Source organism: Streptomyces angustmyceticus (assembly GCF_019933235.1).
GTDB lineage: Bacteria > Actinomycetota > Actinomycetes > Streptomycetales > Streptomycetaceae > Streptomyces > Streptomyces angustmyceticus.
This window is the reverse complement of sequence record NZ_CP082945.1, coordinates 5,339,032-5,356,238: the sequence shown is the minus strand read 5'-3', so window position 1 is coordinate 5,356,238 and position 17,207 is coordinate 5,339,032. Positions and strand designations below refer to the sequence as shown.

12 protein-coding genes and 1 tRNA gene are annotated in these 17,207 nt (G+C 72.1%); 4 read left to right on the top strand and 9 right to left on the bottom strand.

The genetic code is table 11. The annotated features are described in order from the left end of the window. The first annotated feature begins 10 nt into the window (after positions 1-10). The 3 genes from K7396_RS23945 to K7396_RS23935 all read left to right on the top strand — a co-directional run bounded on the left by K7396_RS23945 (position 11) and on the right by K7396_RS23935 (position 3,461). On the top strand, positions 11-1,363 hold the full coding sequence (locus tag K7396_RS23945; protein WP_152104432.1) for a vWA domain-containing protein: 1,353 nt from the start codon (positions 11-13) through the stop codon (positions 1,361-1,363). Between the two features lie 60 nt (positions 1,364-1,423). Further along, positions 1,424-2,929: an FHA domain-containing protein gene (locus K7396_RS23940; protein WP_223660184.1), complete on the top strand. Its 1,506-nt coding sequence runs from the start codon at positions 1,424-1,426 to the stop codon at positions 2,927-2,929. Positions 2,930-3,056: 127 nt separating this feature from the next. After that, the gene (locus K7396_RS23935; protein WP_086720976.1) at positions 3,057-3,461 is read left to right on the top strand and encodes a globin; all 405 of its coding nucleotides are present in this window, start codon (positions 3,057-3,059) and stop codon (positions 3,459-3,461) included. Between the two features lie 150 nt (positions 3,462-3,611). Here K7396_RS23935 and K7396_RS23930 read toward each other — a convergent pair whose 3' ends face one another. From K7396_RS23930 to K7396_RS23900, 7 genes are all read right to left on the bottom strand, one after another. Further along, positions 3,612-4,337 carry a hypothetical protein gene (locus K7396_RS23930; protein WP_086720977.1) on the bottom strand — a complete coding sequence of 242 codons (726 nt, stop codon included), beginning with the start codon at positions 4,335-4,337 and terminating at the stop codon, positions 3,612-3,614. Then, positions 4,334-4,768, bottom strand: a complete 435-nt coding sequence (locus K7396_RS23925) for an acyl-CoA thioesterase (RefSeq protein WP_086720978.1) — start codon at positions 4,766-4,768, stop codon at positions 4,334-4,336. The genes K7396_RS23930 and K7396_RS23925 overlap by 4 nt, the downstream gene beginning before the upstream one ends. Before the next feature lie 5 nt (positions 4,769-4,773). Beyond that, complete coding sequence (ettA, locus tag K7396_RS23920) at positions 4,774-6,438, bottom strand: energy-dependent translational throttle protein EttA (RefSeq protein ID WP_086720979.1); 1,665 nt, start codon at positions 6,436-6,438, stop codon at positions 4,774-4,776. A gap of 435 nt (positions 6,439-6,873) precedes the next feature. After that, a complete protein-coding gene (locus K7396_RS23915; protein WP_086720980.1) occupies positions 6,874-8,268 on the bottom strand; it encodes an LAETG motif-containing sortase-dependent surface protein in 1,395 nt (464 codons plus the stop codon). 226 nt (positions 8,269-8,494) lie between these two features. Then, a complete protein-coding gene (locus K7396_RS23910) occupies positions 8,495-9,235 on the bottom strand; it encodes a single-stranded DNA-binding protein (RefSeq protein WP_308686894.1) in 741 nt (246 codons plus the stop codon). Between the two features lie 374 nt (positions 9,236-9,609). After that, positions 9,610-11,562, bottom strand: a complete 1,953-nt coding sequence (locus K7396_RS23905; protein WP_223660183.1) for a GTPase — start codon at positions 11,560-11,562, stop codon at positions 9,610-9,612. Between the two features lie 588 nt (positions 11,563-12,150). Further along, positions 12,151-14,076: a GTPase domain-containing protein gene (locus K7396_RS23900; protein WP_152104470.1), complete on the bottom strand. Its 1,926-nt coding sequence runs from the start codon at positions 14,074-14,076 to the stop codon at positions 12,151-12,153. A gap of 311 nt (positions 14,077-14,387) precedes the next feature. Between K7396_RS23900 and K7396_RS23895 the strand changes: the two genes are divergently transcribed. Continuing rightward, positions 14,388-14,460: transfer RNA gene (locus K7396_RS23895), tRNA-Arg, on the top strand. A gap of 1,176 nt (positions 14,461-15,636) precedes the next feature. On the opposite strand, the gene K7396_RS23890 is transcribed toward K7396_RS23895, so the two are convergent. Both K7396_RS23890 and K7396_RS23885 read right to left on the bottom strand, forming a co-directional pair. Beyond that, the gene (locus K7396_RS23890) at positions 15,637-15,936 is read right to left on the bottom strand and encodes a hypothetical protein (protein ID WP_208629204.1); all 300 of its coding nucleotides are present in this window, start codon (positions 15,934-15,936) and stop codon (positions 15,637-15,639) included. A gap of 123 nt (positions 15,937-16,059) precedes the next feature. Next, complete coding sequence (locus tag K7396_RS23885) at positions 16,060-16,818, bottom strand: hypothetical protein (RefSeq protein ID WP_143589275.1); 759 nt, start codon at positions 16,816-16,818, stop codon at positions 16,060-16,062. Positions 16,819-17,207: the final 389 nt, after the last annotated feature.

The following is a 17,207-nucleotide window of genomic DNA, read 5'->3' as shown; positions in this document are numbered from 1 at the left end:
GAGCGAACGGATGGCCCACCTCACCAAGTCCCGTGTGCCGCGCTTCCGTGCCGAGGTGCACCAGAACCCGTATCTGCCCGAGGGCGGACGCGAGGTGCACGCCATCGTCACGATCACCGCGACCGGGGGCGGGACGACCGGCGGCCGTCCGGTCCCCGCGGCGGGCACCGGCGGACCGGACGCCGCCGTGGTGATCATGGTGGACTGCTCCGGGTCGATGGACCGTCCGCCGGCGAAGATGCACGGCGCCCGCGAGGCGACGGCCGCCGCCATCGACACCCTGCGTGACGGGGTCGGCTTCGCGGTGGTGGCCGGAACCCATCGTGCCGCCGAGATCTTCCCCGGCGGCGGCCGGCTGGCCGTGGCCGGCGCGGCCACCCGTACGCGCGCGAAGGAGGCCCTGCGGCGGCTGAACGCGGGCGGCGGCACGGCCATCGGGAGCTGGCTGCGGCTCACCGGCCGGCTGCTGTCGTCCGCCGACGCCTGCATCCGGCACGCCCTCCTGCTCACCGACGGCCGCAACGAGCACGAGTCGCCCGAGGACCTGCGCGCCGCCCTGGACGCCTGCGGCGGCGCGTTCACCTGCGACGCCCGCGGTGTCGGCACGGACTGGGAGGTCAAGGAGGTCACCGGCATCGCCTCGGCGCTGCTCGGCACGGCCGACATCGTCGCCGATCCGGCGGGCCTCGCCGCCGACTTCACCCGGCTGATGGAGAAGGCGATGGCCAAGGGGATCGCCGGCGTCGCCCTGCGGCTGTGGACCCCGCTGGGCGCCGAGACCGTCTTCGTCCGGCAAGTGGCGCCCACCGTGGCGGACTTGACCGGCGCGCGGCAGGACTCCGGTCCGCGGTCGGGGGACTATCCGACCGGCTCCTGGGGCGACGAGTCCCGCGACTACCACCTCTGCCTGCGGGTCCCGGCCGCCGCCGTCGGCCGGGAGATGCTCGCCGGCCGGGTCACCCTGATCGCCTCCGCGCCGGACGGCCTCCCCGCGCCCGACGGCCCGCCGCGGCCGCTGTCCCAGGGGCTGGTACGCGCCGTGTGGACGGACGATGTGGCGGTTTCCACAGCGATCGATCCGCAGGTCGCGCACTACACAGGACAGGCGGAACTCTCCCATGTCATCCAACAGGGACTTGATGCGCGCAAGTCGGGCGATACCGCCGACGCCCTCGCGAAACTGGGCCGCGCGGTACAGCTGGCCGGTGCCTCGGGGAACGAGGAGACTGCGAAACTCCTTGCGAAGGTGGTGGACGTCGTCGATGCGGCGACCGGTACTGTGCGACTGAAGGCGAAGGTCGCCGAGGCGGACGAGATGACTCTCGGGACGCGCTCGACGAGAACCGTTCGCGTGAAGAAATAGCCACGATCAGTACCGAGCAGTACCACCGCAGACATTCGGTACGGAGGGGGAAGAACCGACATGCCTACCTGCCCGAGCGGCCACCAGTCGGTGGCCGAAGACTGGTGCGAGGTGTGCGGCCAGCGGATGGCGGGCGCTGTCCCCCCGCCGCCCTCCCTGCCTGCAGGTTTTCTCAACGCACCGCCGAGCCAGCCCACCGGGCAGCCCGGCCCGCCGCCCGGTCAGGCAGGTCCGCCTCCGGGTCAGCCCGGCCCGCCCCCGGGTCAGGCCGGACCGCCGCCCGGCTTCGGCGGCCCCGGCCCCGGCGCCCCGGACAACCAGGGCGGCCAGGGCGGTTACGGCTTCCCGCCCCCCGCGCCCGGCCCGCAGGGCGGCCCCGGAACCCAGGGCGGCCAGGACGGCTACGGCTTCCCCCCGCCCGCGCCCGGCCCGGGTCCGCAGGGCAATCAGGGCGGCTACGGCTTCCCGCCGCCCGCACCGGGCCCCCAGGGCGGCCCCGCGCCGTCCGGAGCGCCCGAGACGTGCCCGCAGTGCGGTACGCCGCGTGAGTCGATGGCGCCGTTCTGTGAGGGGTGCCGCTACAACTTCCTCACCAACTCCCCGACGTCCTACGCCCCGCCGGCCCAGCAGCCGGGCCCGCAGGGCGGTCAGGGCGGCTACGGTTTCCCGCCGCCCGCGCCCGGCCCCCAGGGCGACCAGGACGGCCAGGGCGGCTACGGCTTTCCCCCGCCCGCACCCGGCCCCCAGGGCGGCCAGGACGGCTACGGTTTCCCGCCGCCGCAGCAGCCCCAGCCCCCGCAGCAGCACGGCATGCCCCCCGGCGGCCCCGGCGGCTTCCCCGGCATGCCGGGCCCCGGCCCGTCCGGTCAGCCGGGCCCGCCGCCGCAGCAGGGTGACGACTGGACGCTGAACCCGCCGAGCGCCCAGCCCGGTCCCCCGCCGATGGCCCCCGCGCCGCCCGGCCCGGGCCCGCAGGCCCCGTACGAGCAGCAGCCCTCGCCGTTCCCGCCGCAGCAGCAGCAGCCGTTCGAGCAGCAGCCGCCGGCTCCGTTCGAGCAGCAGCCGATGCCGCCGCAGCAGCCCGGCCCCGACCAGCAGTGGAACGGCGGGCCCGGCCAGGGTCCCGCCGCGCCGCCGCAGGGTCCGTCGCCGGTCGTCGGCGACGGCTGGGTGGTGGCGATCGCGCCGGACCGCGAGTACTTCATGGCGATGATGGGCCGCAGCGGCCCGGAGGCGGCGGGGCTCAACCTGCCCTCGTACTCCCCCGAGCAGGTGCTCCCGCTCGCCAACGGCCAGATCGCGGTCGGCCGCCGCCGGAACAGCACCGGCGAGGCCCCGGACATCGATCTGGGCAGCGCGCCGGAGGACCCGGGCGTCTCGCACCAGCACGCGCTGCTGGTGCAGCAGCAGGACGGCAGTTGGGCCGTGGTGGACCAGAACTCCACCAACGGAACGACGATCAACCTGGCCGAGGACCCCATCCAGCCGTACGTGCCGGTGCCGCTCCATGACGGCGACCGGGTGCACGTCGGTGCCTGGACGACGCTGACCGTCCGCCGCGGCTGACCGCCGCCGAGGGCCCGCGACCCCGGGGCGTGACCAACCGGTCACGCCCCGGCCGCATTTCCGGCCCCGCCGCCCCTCGCGTCCTACGACCGAAGTCCTCAGCCGGTGCGTCTGCCACCATGGACGGGTGAACAAGATTCCACGCGGCACGCTCGAGGAGCAGACCTTCTACGAACAGGTCGGTGGCGAGGAGACCTTCCGGCGCCTGGTGCACCGCTTCTACCAGGGAGTCGCCGAGGACCCGCTGCTGCGGCCGATGTACCCGGAGGAGGACCTGGGCCCGGCCGAGGAGCGGCTCGCGCTCTTCCTCATGCAGTACTGGGGCGGCCCCCGTACGTACAGCGACGGCCGAGGCCACCCCCGGCTGCGGATGCGGCACGCCCCCTTCACCGTCGACCGGGCCGCCCACGACGCCTGGCTGCGCCACATGCGGGACGCGGTGGACTCCCTCGACCTCTCCGAGGCCCACGCGACGCAGCTGTGGAACTACCTGACGTACGCGGCCGCCTCGATGGTCAACACCGCGGACTGATCAGCACGACGGACCGAGCTGCGCCGCGGACCGGGTGATGCCGCGGGCCGGGTGACGCGGTGGACTGGGCGACGCCGCGGGGCGAGGACTCTCCGGCCCCGTCCCGTCCCGGCACGGCCGGTCCGCGACCGGCCGCCCGCCGCCTCGTCGTCAGGCCGGCGTCACCGTGAGACCGGACAGCCCGGCCGGGCCCCCGGTCCGTACGGCAACCGACCCGTACGGGGTGCTCAGGCGCAGCCAGCCGCCCGCCGACAGCAGGCTCAGCGGCTGGGGCTGCCGGTGCGCGGGGGCGGCGGCTCCGGGAGACGTACCGCCCCCCACGAGCGCGGCGGCGCGCGCCGGGCGCAGAAAGCCCAGGGACTGCGCGGCATGGGCGGCGCGCAGCGGAAGGTGGGTGTCGCCCAGGGTCCGCGACCAGATCTCCCGGCCGATACGGTCCCGTTCGGCGCGGGTGCGGTGCTGCGGCGGCAACGCCTCGTCCCGGGCGCGGAATTCGGCCACCGCGGCAGCCACGGTGCGTACCAGCGCCTCGGGGGCGGGCAGCCCCGGCACCCGCTGCCAGCCGCCGCGCGGCGGCAGCAGCCCGGTCCACGGCGGGCCCGTGACCGCGGCCGGCACGGTCACCGCGCCGGCCGGCTCCTCGATGCCGTCGAGGAGTTCACCGGCCGAGACGGTGGTGTCCAGGGCGCTGTCCTCGGCGAGCCGGGCGGTGCGGATCGCCAGCACCTCGAAGGACGGCGGGCGGCCGAACACGGCGAGCACCCCGCCGCCGGCCTGGAGACGCACCGCGGCGGCCTTGTCGTAGTGGATCAGCCGGGCGAGGAAGGCGGCGAGGTCCGCCGCCTCCCCCGCGTCGGCGAGGTGCAGCGCCGTCATACCGCGACGGCCCCCTCCTGGCGCGACGCGTCGTCCAGGTACTCCTTGAGGATCGCCTTCTCCTCCGCGGTGAGGCGGCGGGGGCGCTCCTCGGTGAAGTTGTACGGCACGACGACCGTCGAGGCCCGCAGGTAGAGGGTGTCCTCGTCCTTGACCTCGTAGCCGACCGTCATCGACGCGGCGCTGATCTTCGTCACCCACAGCTCGACGGCCACCGGCTCGGGCCGGTGGACCAGCGGCCGCACATAGTCGATCTCGTGCCGGGCGACGACCGAGCCGCCCGTGAACGACGGGCTGCCGTCCCCCGGCGCCAGCCGGCGCATGAAGTCGATCCGCGCCTCTTCGAGGTAGCGGACGAACACCGCGTTGTTGACGTGGCCGAACGCGTCCATGTCCGACCAGCGCAGGGGGCAGGAGTAGAGGTGACGCACGGCGGTCAGCCCCGGGTCAGCTTCTTGTACGTGGCGCGGTGCGGACGGGCCGCGTCCGCACCGAGGCGCTCGACCTTGTTCTTCTCGTACGACTCGAAGTTGCCCTCGAACCAGAACCACTTGGACTCGCCCTCGTACGCCAGGATGTGCGTGGCGACGCGGTCGAGGAACCAGCGGTCGTGGGAGACGACCACGGCGCAGCCCGGGAACTCCAGGAGCGCGTTCTCCAGCGAGGACAGGGTCTCGACGTCGAGGTCGTTGGTCGGCTCGTCGAGGAGCAGCAGGTTGCCGCCCTGCTTGAGGGTGAGCGCCAGGTTGAGGCGGTTGCGCTCACCGCCGGAGAGCACCCCGGCCGGCTTCTGCTGGTCCGGGCCCTTGAAGCCGAACGCCGAGACGTAGGCGCGCGAGGGCATCTCGACCTGGCCGACGTTGATGTAGTCCAGCTCGTCGGAGACCACGGCCCACAGGGTCTTCTTGGGGTCGATGTTCTCGCGGCTCTGGTCGACGTAGGAGATCTTGACGGTCTCGCCGACCTTGATGTCGCCGGAGTCCGGGGTCTCCAGGCCCTGGAGCATCTTGAACAGCGTGGTCTTGCCGGCGCCGTTCGGGCCGATGACGCCGACGATGCCGTTGCGCGGCAGCGTGAAGCTCAGGTTCTCGATCAGGACCTTCTCGCCGAAGGCCTTGTTGAGCTTGTCGACCTCGACGACGACGTTGCCCAGGCGCGGGCCCGGCGGGATCTGGATCTCCTCGAAGTCCAGCTTCCGCATCTTGTCGGCCTCGGCCGCCATCTCCTCGTAACGGGCCAGTCGCGACTTGGACTTGGCCTGCCGCCCCTTGGCGTTGGAGCGCACCCACTCCAGCTCTTCCTTGAGGCGCTTGGCGCGCTTGGCGTCCTTCTGACCCTCGACCTTGAGACGGGTCTCCTTGGTCTCCAGGTACTTGGAGTAGTTGCCCTCGTAGCCGTGCAGGCGGCCGCGGTCGACCTCGCAGATCCACTGGGCGACGTGGTCGAGGAAGTACCGGTCGTGGGTGACGGCGACGACGGTGCCGGGGTACTTCGCGAGGTGCTGCTCCAGCCACTGCACGGACTCGGCGTCCAGGTGGTTGGTGGGCTCGTCGAGGAGCAGCAGGTCGGGGGCCTCCAGCAGCAGCTTGCAGAGGGCGACACGGCGCTTCTCACCACCGGAGAGGTTGGTGACCGGCCAGTCGCCGGGCGGGCAGCCGAGCGCGTCCATGGCCTGCTCCAGCTGGGTGTCCAGGTCCCACGCGTTGGCGTGGTCGAGGTCCTCCTGGAGCTTGCCCATCTCCTCCATGAGCTCGTCGGAGTAGTCGGTCGCCATCAGCTCGGCGACCTCGTTGAAGCGGTGGAGCTTGCCCATGATCTCGGCGGCGCCGTCCTGCACGTTCTGCAGCACGGTCTTCGACTCGTCCAGCGGCGGCTCCTGCATGAGCATGCCGACGGTGTAGCCCGGGGAGAGGAACGCGTCGCCGTTCGACGGCTGCTCGAGACCGGCCATGATCTTCAGCACCGTGGACTTACCGGCGCCGTTGGGACCCACGACACCGATCTTTGCGCCGGGCAGGAAGCTCAGCGTCACGTCATCGAGGATGACCTTGTCGCCGTGCGCCTTGCGCGCCTTGCGCATCGTGTAGATGTACTCAGCCAAGAGAAACCGTCCGGCAGATTGGATCGATCAGGGTCTGTGCGGCACCGCCCCGGCCCGTCGTGCGACGGATCCGAGGGAGGGCAGATACACCCCATCTTGCCGTACGCCTGTGCTCTGGCGGAAACGAGTAGGTCAGAGCAGCCCTGTTCAGCACCGGCCCGCCACGACCCGGTGTCCGCTTGGTCGCCGTCTGTCAGCGTTGGTCACCGCGGAGCGGGGGGCACGGCGCCGGGAGGGCGCACCGCTGAGTGGCCGCCGGACGCCGACGGCCCCGGAGCGTCGGTGCGCTCCGGGGCCGCTGGGGGTTTGCCGCTCGGCGGCCGCTCGCTCACCCGGGGTGGGCGAGCGGCCGCCGGTGGTCACCGTGCGCCGGTGGTGCCGGCCGGTCCGGCCGGGTGCCGCCGGGAACCGGTTCGCACCGGGCGCCGCGTGTCCTTATGCGGTGGTGCCGGTCTTCTTCTTACGGAGGAAGAACACCGCGCCGCCGCCGACCACGACGAGGACGACCGCGATGCCCGCGATCACCGGGGTGGCGCTGCTGGAACCGGTCTCGGCGAGGTCGCCGCCCTTGTCGCCGCCCGTGCTGCCGCCGACCGAGGCCGGGCTCGGCTTGCTGGAGGGCTTGCCGCCGCCGCTGCCGGCGGTCTTGCAGTCCAGGACGCCGGAGAAGGACTTCTTGAAGCCGCCCTCACCCTTGATGGTGATGTTGTACGGCTGGTCCTCGGCCACCGGCACGGTCACGGTCTGCGACTTGCCCGGGGCGATCTCGTACTGCTTGCCGGAGAGCTGGAAGCGGAACGCCTCATCGCCCTTGTTGGCCGCCGTGACGTCCACGCCGCCCTTGGCGCAGTTCTTCTCGGCGGTGATCGCCGGGATGGCGCCCTGCTTCTTCCAGGAGACGGACGCGGCCGCGGAGACCGTGGACTCGCTGGAGCCGGCCAGGATCTGGGTCTGGCTCTTGGCGTGCTCACCGATACCGGTGAAGGCACGGCCGACCGGGACCTTGGTGGCGGCCTGCGCGGTCAGCGAGGTGCTGCCGTCGGCGGCGCCCTTCGGCACGTCGAAGAACAGCTGGGTGCCGTTGGCCGCGCTGGTGACCGGCTTGCCGTCCTTGCCGACGACCTTCACACCGGCCGGCGCACCGGCGGCCGGGGAGATCGTGACGCTGTCGGCATTGGTGTGCACGGTGACCGGGCCGAGCTTGCCGCCGGACTTGCCGGAGACGGCCGGCGGGTCCAGCGTCAGCGACGCCTGGGGCTCGCCGACGTTCTGCGCGCTCTTCTCCAGGTAGTCGGCGAGCTTCTCGGCCGCCGGGTCGACCGCGTCCACCTTGACGTGGTCGGAGAAGCGCCAGATCGCGACCTGGGTGCCGGCCGCGGCGGTCTTCTCGGTGAGGTTGCCGGCGCCGGCCTTGGTCGCGAGCGCGGCCAGGTCGTTCACCTGCGGGTAGGAGTTCTGCAGAATCCAGCGGATCTTGCCCGCGTCCCCGTTGTTGTGCAGCGACGAGGCGCTCCAGGGCACTTCCTGGTACTTGGCCTGCTGCTGCGTCGGGTTGTGGATGTCGATGCAGTACGTCTGGAGCGTGCCGCCGTTGTCGACCGCCATCTCGAAGAGGCCGGCGCCGACGCGCTGGTCCCCTCCGTCGTTGTGCACGACCGCCTGGTCGAACGTCTTCAGACCGCCGAGCGTGGCGGTGGCACCCCCATGGGTGGGGGTCGCGTCATCCGCCGCGGCAGTGCCCGCGGTGGCTATCGCACCCGCCGCGACCAGGCCCGAGGCCACGACCGCGGCGGCAAGGCGAGCTGCGCCCCGCCTCTTCATCGAAAGCATGAATTTCCCCTCTGGGCGAGGCGGTCGAGTGGGAGAGGATGCCTCGCCGGAAAGATCCCAAAGAACTCAACAGCCGAACACGTCAGCCCCCGTGAGTACTTGTCGGATCTTATGGAGCAGGCGCATCAGGGTCCCCAGTAATGGCATCCCATAAGCGATCCGAATCGCAATCGTTACCGATACCGGGCACCCTGACCTGGCATTATCGACAAATCGCCGGGGCTTATCAGGGCATAGCTACCTTCTCGGGCGAAGAGGGTGCGGTCGAGGTCGGCGGAACGGCAGCGTCCGGCGGCTCGGACGGTGGCGAAATCACGCCGGCGAACGGCCTCTTGGGAGGCGTGGGCGGCTTCGCGGAGGTCTTCCGCTCCGCTCCTGCCGCCGCTGCTTCCGCCGCTGCTTCCGCTGCTCCCGCCCCTTCCTCCGCCCTCGCCACCCCATCCGGCGGCGCTGTGCGTCCTGTCCCGGCTTCGCCCTCTGTCACCGGTGAACTGGCGGCGGTCGGCGGGGAGTCCGCGGCGTCCGGCGGTGAACCCGCGTCGGCGGGCGGCGACTCGTCCACCGGCACCGTCCCTTCCGTGCGGGGCGGCCGGACGACTCTCCGGAACGCCGCGGTGCCGCGCGCGAGATCGTGGCCGATCGCCACGGCGTCGACCTCCGCCGAGAACCAGCGCTGCCCGCCCCGCTCCGGGGGTGATTCCCCTTCCCGCAGCCGCAAGCGCCCCTGGACGACCAGTGGTTCCCCCACCGCCACCGACGCCGCGACGTTGTCGGCGAGCGCGCGCCACGACCGGACCGTGTAGAAACTCGTCCCCCCGTCGGTCCAGCGCTCCTGCGCCCGGTCCCACCGGCGGGACGTCGTGGCCAGCCGGAACCTGGCCACCGTCACTCCCGCCGTCGTCTGCCGGTGCTCCACCGCCGTCGCGGCATTCCCCACCAGCGTCACCATCGTGTCGTACACGGACATCCGCCTCCCCCGCGTCAGGCGCTCGCTCCTGCCATGTGCCGCTCGCGCCGCGTTGACCTCATGCTGCACGGTTGCGGCAGGCGCCGCCGCAGCATGTGGACGGGTGGCCGGCTGTGGAAAACCCGGCCACCCGGGAGGGGGAATCCGCCCTCACCCATCCCGCTGTCGGGCAACTGCCGGTCGGGGTCGGGGGTCGGGGGTCGGGGGTCGAATCCAAGCGTCGGCGTCGGGCGTCAGGCGTCGGGGTCGGGCGCCAAGCGTCGGGGGCCGGGCGTGAAGTGCCGCCCGACCGCAGGTCACAAGTCCGGCGACCGAGGACCGCGAGTCGGGCGACCGCCGATCAGACATCGGACGGCCGCCCGCCCCCCCGCACCTCAGCTGCCCGACGCCACCGCGTACTGCTCCCGTACCTCGCGGTAGCGCAACAGCTCGGCGGCGACCGGTTCCAGGACTCGTGCCCGTCCGCACCCGGCCGCCGCGCTCCGCAGCCGCCGTTCGGCGTCCTGCCCGTAACGCCTGGCCGGGCCGCGTGCCACCACCCGGCACAGCCAGGTCAGCGCCGGCCCGCCCACCGCGCCGAGCAGCACGGGCAGCAGCCCCGAGATCCAGGCCGCCGCCCCGCCCGCGCCCGTGACCGCGCCCAGCAGCCAGAGCAGGCCGACGACTTGGAGCACGCACAGCATTCCCTGGAGCCAGGCGGCCACCGTCCACCAGCGCGGTTTCACGGCCGGTCCGCCCCGCAGCGACTCCTCGGCGTCCGCCGCCACCTTGTCCAACGCCTCCGGCAGCCCGTACGCGCCCCGGTCCGCCGCCTCCCGCACCGCCTGGGCCCAGGGTGCCGGCAAGCCGTGCGCCGCGTCACCGGCCACCGTGCGTACGGCCTGCTCCACCACGGGCCGCGCCGCCGCCCGCCCGTCCACCGCCGGTTCGCTCCCCTCGACCGCGCTGCCGGACGCGCCGGCGGCCGACGGCAGATGCCCCGAGCCCGCCTGCCTCCCGACCGATCCCCGCCACCTGCCGCCACGCCGTGGAACTGCCCGGCCGGCACCGGGACGACCCACACCCGCCGCACCGGTCCCGCCCCTCCGCGCATCCGACTGACCGGCGCCGGTCCCACACACCTCGGCCCGCCCGGCCCCGGTGCCGCGCACCTCCGCTCTCCCCGTCCCCGTCCGCCCCGCACAGCCCCATCCGTCGGCGCCCTGCCCGCCATGTGCCGGTCCGGCACCCGTCGCCCCTCCCCCGAGAGCCCCCGCGCCGGTCACCGCCCCGGAGCCGCCGGCCCGCCACCGGCTCCCCCGCCACCCCCGCATCCGCGCCCACGGCGACCCGTACGCGTGCTCCGCGTACCGCAGCCAATCGCGTTCCGCCGCGCGCCCGGTGGCCACCGCCCCGACCGCCTCCGCCAACCGGTCGTCGAACTCGGCCCGCGCCTGTTCGGTCAGCCCGACCCGGCTCTGCGCCACGTACACGGACCGCAGCCGTTCGGCCGCCGCGTCCACGTCCGCCGCCAGCCGCCGGTCCGCGGCGCCCCGCTCCGCGACGAACTGGCCGAGCGCCTCCCGCAGTTCGCCGACTCCCTTGCCGGTGGCGGCGGACAGCGCGAGCACCGCCGCCCCGGGCTCCCCGTGCTCGCCGAGCGCGAGCCCGTCCTCGTCCAGGAGCCGGCGCAGATCGTCCACGACCTGGTCGGCGGCGTCGCCGGGCAGCCGGTCCACCTGGTTGAGGACGACGAACATGACCTCGGCGTAGCCCGCCAGCGGCCGCAGATACCGCTCGTGCAGCACCGCGTCCGCGTACTTCTCCGGATCCACCACCCAGATCACCGCGTCCACCAGCTCCAGCATCCGGTCCACCTGGGCGCGGTGCTCGGTGGCGGAGGAGTCGTGGTCGGGCAGGTCGATCAGGATGAGTCCGTGCAGCTCGGAGCTGCCGTCCGCCGGGGCGTGCCGCCGGTGCGCGGGCACTCCCAGCCGGTGCAGCAGCCCCTCGGCGCCGGCCCGGCCGCCCGGCCAGACACAGGCCACGGGCTCCGCGGTCGTCGGCCGCCGCGGCCCGACCTGCGAACGGTTCGCCCCGGCCAGCGCGTTGAACAGCGACGACTTACCGCTGCCGGTCGCCCCCGCGATGGCGACGACGGTGTGCTCGCCGGACAGCCGGTAGCGCTCGTCCGCCGTCTCCAGCACCCGCCCCGCGCCCTCCAGCGCCCGCCCGTCCAGCCGGGACCGGGACAGCGCGATCAACTCCCGCAGGGCATCCAGCCGCCCGCGCAGACCGCCCACCACGGCCCGCCGGCCACCGTCGGCGACCCACCGGTATCCGCCCATGCCCCCGCTTCCCTCCGCCTCCACCGGTGAACGCGGCTGCACCATCGCCTCACCACGGAACACCCCCCGCGACGCCCCCGGCGCCCGCGTCCCCGACACCACATGGGCCCCACCCGACGACGCCACACCCGCCGCCACGGGCGCCTCGCCCCGCTCCTCACTCCCCGCCTGCCGCACCACGGCCCGGGGCGCCCCCACGTCCCGCGCCCGCCGCGCGATCAACCCGTCATCCCACGTCCCACCGGCCACCACCGCCCGCCCCGCCGGCTCCTCCAGCACCCCCCTCTCCCGCTCTCCTCCGACTTCCCCCTGCCCACCAAGCCCCCAAGCCCCTCAAGCCCCCGGCCTCTCCGCCCCCACCCACTTCCCCGGCCCCCACCGGCACCGACGCCGCACCCCCAACGCCCTCCACCGACGCCACGCATTCCCCTGCCCTCTCCCCCGCCCTCTCCCCGGCCTCCAGCCCCTTCCTCAGCCCCACCCCGTCCCCGGAACCAACCGCCGCCCCCGAACCAACCGCCTCCCCCAAACCAATCGCCCCCTCGACACCAGCCACCGCCTCAGCACCAGCCACCGCCTCGGAATCGCTCACCCCGACACCTCCTCCTTCTCCATCTGCCGCTCCCGCTCCACAGCCCGTTCCATGGCCCGCTCCCGCGCCCGCTCCTCCTCGTCCCGCCGACGTCTGCGCTCCTCCACCTCCCCCGGCCTCCCCGTCTGCCGCTCCCTCTGCAGTACGGACAGCGCGGCGATCAGCTCCGCCTGCTGGTCCAGTGGCACGGTCAGCTGGTCCAGCGGCGCCAGGCGCCGTTCACGTTCCCCGTCGAGCGCGCGCTCCACGTACGTGGCCAGCAGCCGGGCGCCCCGGTCGCAGAGCCGCAGCGCGGTCTGGGCCCCCAGGAGGTCGGCGAGGTTCTCGCCCGCCGTACGGGCCCGCCGGCCGCCGAGCAGGGCCGTGGCCAACAGCGCCGCCGACTCCTCCGGTTCCACCGACCCCGCCCGTTCACCGGCCTGCCCCGCGCGGGCCTCCCGGGTCTCCTCCTCGGCCAGCTCCTCCAGGCAGCGCCGCCAGCGCCGGACGATCACCCCGAGCCGGCCGGCCGCGCCCGCGGCGGCCGCCAGCGAGACCTCGGCCGCCGCGGGATCGCGCCGCCAGCTCTCCGCGGCCCGCTCGTCGGCCTCCTCCACGGCACAGGTCAGCAGCGAGGCCAGCCCGTGGGTCAGCGCGTCGAGCAGCTCGTCGGAGCGGCCGTCGAGCCCGTGGTCACGCCAGTGCGCCCGCGCGTCCCCGGACAGCACCTCACCGGCCGCGACCTCCTGCCGTACCCGCTCCGCGGCCCGTTCGTACGCCTCCTCGACCCGCCCGGCCAGCCGCAGCGCCGCGGCGTGCTGCGCGGCGGCGGCCCCCGCCAGCGCGGGCAGCCTGCTGCGCAGCGACGCGATCACTCCGGCGGCCGTACGGTCCGCGGCGGCGGTACGGGCGACGGGGTCCTGGGCGTGCCGCTCCAGCCAGTCCCGCAGCGCCGCCACGGCGGTGGCGGGCAGCAGGCCGCTGCCGCCGCCGGCCGATTCGGGCAGCTCGGGAATGGTGAACCGCGGCACATGGCCGAGGCCGGCCCGCTGGAGGAGTTCCGCGTACCGCCCGGAGATGTCCGTGGCGATCTGATGCGGCACCCGGTCCAGCACGGTCACCAGCGTGACGTCGTACTCCTTCGCGGTGCGCAGCAGATGCCAGGGCACCGCGTCCGCGTACCGGGCCGCCGTGGTGACGAGCACCCACACGTCCGCGGCGCAGATCAGCTCCGCGGCCAGCTCCCGGTTGCGCGCGACCAGCGAATCGATGTCCGGGGCGTCCAGCAACGCCAGCCCGCTGGGCAACGCCCGGTCCGTCTCGATCCGCACCGTGAACAGCCCCGCCTCGCTCCCGCCCCCCACCGCAGGGCCCGAGCCCGGTGGCCCGTCCGGACCCGCGCCACCGCCGCCGCCCGCACCGCCGTACGGCCCTCCGCCGTACGCCCCTCCGCCGCCGAACGCCCCACGCGCCCCACCGGGCGCCGTCCCGCCCGCGCCGTGCCTGCCGTAGTCGCCCCGGCCCAGGCCGTCTCCGGCCGCCGGGTATCCGCCCTCGCCGCCGTCGTCCTGCTCGGGGACCCACACCCGGGCGAGCTGCGGCAGGACCCGTGGCCCGGCGAACCAGTGGAGGTCGTCGGGATGGCAGACCAGCACCGGCGTCCGCGTCGTCGGCCGCAGCACCCCCGCCTCCGAGACCCGCCGCCCCACCAGGGAATTCACCAGCGTGGACTTGCCCGCCCCGGTCGACCCGCCGATCACCGCGAGCAGCGGGGCCTGCGGCGAGCGCAAGCGTGGAATCACATAGTCGTCCAGCTGGGCCAGCAGCTCGGCCCGGTTGCGCCGGGCCCGGGCAGCGCCCCGGAGTGGCAGGGGAAAGCGTGCGGCGTCGACGCGGTCGCGCAGAACGGACAGTGCGTCGATCAGCCGGGGTCGTACGTCCAAGGTCGCCACATGTGCAGAATGCCCAATTTCGTTAGGTTTTTGAAGCGTATAACCCCTCGTGCGCGCCGCGAGAACCCTCACAGAACGGGACGAGTGACGCACGGGACGCTCGCGACAAGCGAGGCACAGGCATAACGAGTGCACAACACCCGCCGCACGAGGCGTCAAAAGCGGTGCAGGATTCGTACCTGCCTGCGATTATCGGGACCGCTTCACCGAACCTCCACAACGTGCCACGGAGGTGAAGCAACCGGGACGAGGCACCCGGACCTCTATCCTTGACCGCGGTCCGTGATCCACGCCCACACCCGGCCCCCGTAGCTCAGTGGATAGAGCAGGTGCCTTCTAAGCACTTGGCCGCAGGTTCGAGTCCTGCCGGGGGCGCTCCGCAAGACCCTCCCTCGGGAGGGTCTTTTTGCTGGTCAAAGCCCATTCCCAGTGCGCGGCGCAGGGCCGGACGCGCCCCTCGACGGGGGTGAGGCACGTCCGACGGTGTCCGGCTGAAACCGGGCTTCTGCGGGTGGCGGCGGAGAATACGCGGAGAAGTTCTCAGGCCCCCGAGGCTGCCGGATCCGCCAGCTCCCCCGCCTCCTCGATCCTGCGCTCAGGTCATCGAGCTGCCCGTCGATGCAGCGGGTCTACGTGGCCAGTAGCACCGGGGACACTGTTGCCCGCCCACTCGGCCACGGTCGCGGCCGAAACGCCGGCGTTGAGCCAGTTGGTCCGGGGTGGGAACAGCAGCCCGAGCACTCCGCCATCGGCGACAGATGACGGAGCCAGCAAGCGTGCCACCCCACTCACCCTGGAACAGTCGGTCGCCTGACGTCAGGCCCTCCGCCTCGACGGCGCGGTACGCCGCGGGCATCGCCGTCGGCTCGCCCCTTCAGCCCGCGCTCCTCGTGGACTTCGCCGACGTCCGTCCACTGCCGCCCCACCTCGGGGCGTGCAGCGTGGAAGAGAAGCTTCCCCACATAGGTAGCGTCCTCAAGCCCTGTGCCGCTGCCGCAACTCGGTGGCCCTTCCTGCAGACGTCCGCCAACGGCTGCATGGAACGGTAGAGATCAGTGCGGAGCTTTTGCCTGACAGGGCTTGTGGCCTGCACCAACTAACCGGACAGCTCCGAGCACGACTGTTTGGGCAGTCCGGTCGCGTGACGAGCAAAAGCGGCGTGATGGGCGCGCCTCGCCTCCTCCACCACTTCACGAGCTTCTGGCGTCACCTCTCCCTTGTGCACAAGCCAAAGGAAGTTCATTAAGTGGGTTCGGTACTCTCGGAAGGCTGCGTTCACCGACAAGTAGCAGTGGCGCTTGCGGTCCAGCTCGGCAACTTGCTGCTCTCGGACCCACTGAGCTGCCTCGACCTGCTGTTGACTCTCGAAGTGCTCTCTTTGTACACGGCCCATCAGCCGTTGCGACAAGACAGGAGCGCTGAGCGTGCCCGCTACACCGACTATCGCCGCAGTCAGTCCGCAGGATGCTTGCGAAACGCCGTGAAGTAACGGCGGGAAGTGGCTGAATTGACGTTTCCAACGCCTGGCTTCACCAACAAGGCTGTGGGTACCTAGAGGCGCAGAAAATCCTGTATCGCTTTGATATCTGCCTGGTCCTTCTCTCGGTCGGACCTGCGCTTCCAGGCGAGAACCGCGGAGAGCGGGCAGAAAGGAATACCTTGAATCAACTCGGCACCGTCGATCAACTCATCAGCATCGACCGTGCCCGGCAACCAGCGATCAAAAACCTCGATGCCACCGCCGAAGATCACAACACGCAGTCCGTGGCCAGAAGGTGGCGGCATCGGCTCGGCAATATCCGTGGCAATCTTCCAGGCTTCGCCCCGCGCGACTACGTCCAGGTCAGTCACCTCGTCCCTGAGGCCATGCGCGAGGAGGGGGCCGCTGCCTGCTACCACGTAGTCCGACGGGGGCAACCTAAGGGAAAGCAGCTTGTGGACAAGTGGGTGCCCCCTGAGCTCCAAGACAACCTCCTACAAGATGGGCAACCCGATCGCTGAACGCGCAGCCATACTCATAGCTGCTGAAGCGATGACACTGCCCAGCGTACCGACGAGGAAATATTTGGAAGCGTGATTAACGTGGTCGACAGGAGCACGCGCCAGGGCCTTGGCCGCCAGCACGAGCGCAGCAGCTTCGGGCTGGCCTGCAGCGAGGAAGACAAATAAGACCCCACGCTCGAAGAGCCCAATACTCCTGCCACCACTCGCTACCAGAGCCTCAGCAGCCGTCTTTGCCGGCCCCGGCTGCAGCTGGCGCACCTCCTCCTTGACCGGGTCAGTCGCGGCCTTGACCACCGAGCCACCCCCGAAGACCGCCAAGAGCAAGGCGGATGTCATCACGATGGCCTTATCACTCAACAACAACTGGGCGACAAGGGTCACTATCGTGGCACCTGCCACCCACACGGCAGTTACCGCCGCGATTGCCAGCAGGATCACACCCAGCTTCTTATTGATGGTCGCCCGCCCACTGGTCACGGGGGTGAAGATGGAGACGCTGGCGAACAGCGCGTGGTGCGAGCCATATACCAACGACAGCCCTAATGCCATGAGTACGGATACACCGAGTGCCCCCAATGCCTTGGCGTCATCTCTGTACGGCGCGATGGCGCATGCACCATATGCGAGCGAGAACACGAGCGCCAGGCGCGGGCGGTTGGAGAACCACTCCCGTTCCCATGAGACCGCCAACGGTGCTGCGAGACCGAAGAAGACCCGAGCCGTCTCCAAGCTCTCCCCCTCACTCAACCGAAGCCAACAATGACGTCCGCGTGAGCCTGCGATCCTAGCCAACCACGCTTATAAAAACCTAAGTTGATACGTCGCCGCTGGGCGGCGACTCCCCCGCAACGATCGCCATGCCTACTTCCCAGTGAGAGGCAACTGAGTGGACCGACTCTGCGAACGGTGAAGTGCAGCAGGCCTAGCTCAGGAACCTCCGCGACGGCACGTCGCGGCATACCCTCCGGACCTGTGTGGCAGGTTTGGACCTGCCTGCCCCAGCCGTCCGACTATCCGGTTGAAGCTGTGGCCTGTGGAAACGACCCGGACAGCCCTGGGCGCGACGTGTCCGGGCTGCGCGGTTACAGATGGGCTGCAACCATGGGATGGCTTTTTGC

Coding starts and splice junctions, on each gene's coding strand:
- K7396_RS23930 (WP_086720977.1), bottom strand. CDS start 4,337: ATGACGGCGCTGCACCTCGCCGACGCGGGGGAGGCGGCGGACCTCGCC.
- K7396_RS23945 (WP_152104432.1), top strand. CDS start 11: ATGGCCCACCTCACCAAGTCCCGTGTGCCGCGCTTCCGTGCCGAGGTG.
- K7396_RS23910 (WP_308686894.1), bottom strand. CDS start 9,235: ATGTCCGTGTACGACACGATGGTGACGCTGGTGGGGAATGCCGCGACG.
- K7396_RS23940 (WP_223660184.1), top strand. CDS start 1,424: ATGCCTACCTGCCCGAGCGGCCACCAGTCGGTGGCCGAAGACTGGTGC.
- K7396_RS23915 (WP_086720980.1), bottom strand. CDS start 8,268: ATGCTTTCGATGAAGAGGCGGGGCGCAGCTCGCCTTGCCGCCGCGGTC.
- K7396_RS23905 (WP_223660183.1), bottom strand. CDS start 11,562: ATGGGCGGATACCGGTGGGTCGCCGACGGTGGCCGGCGGGCCGTGGTG.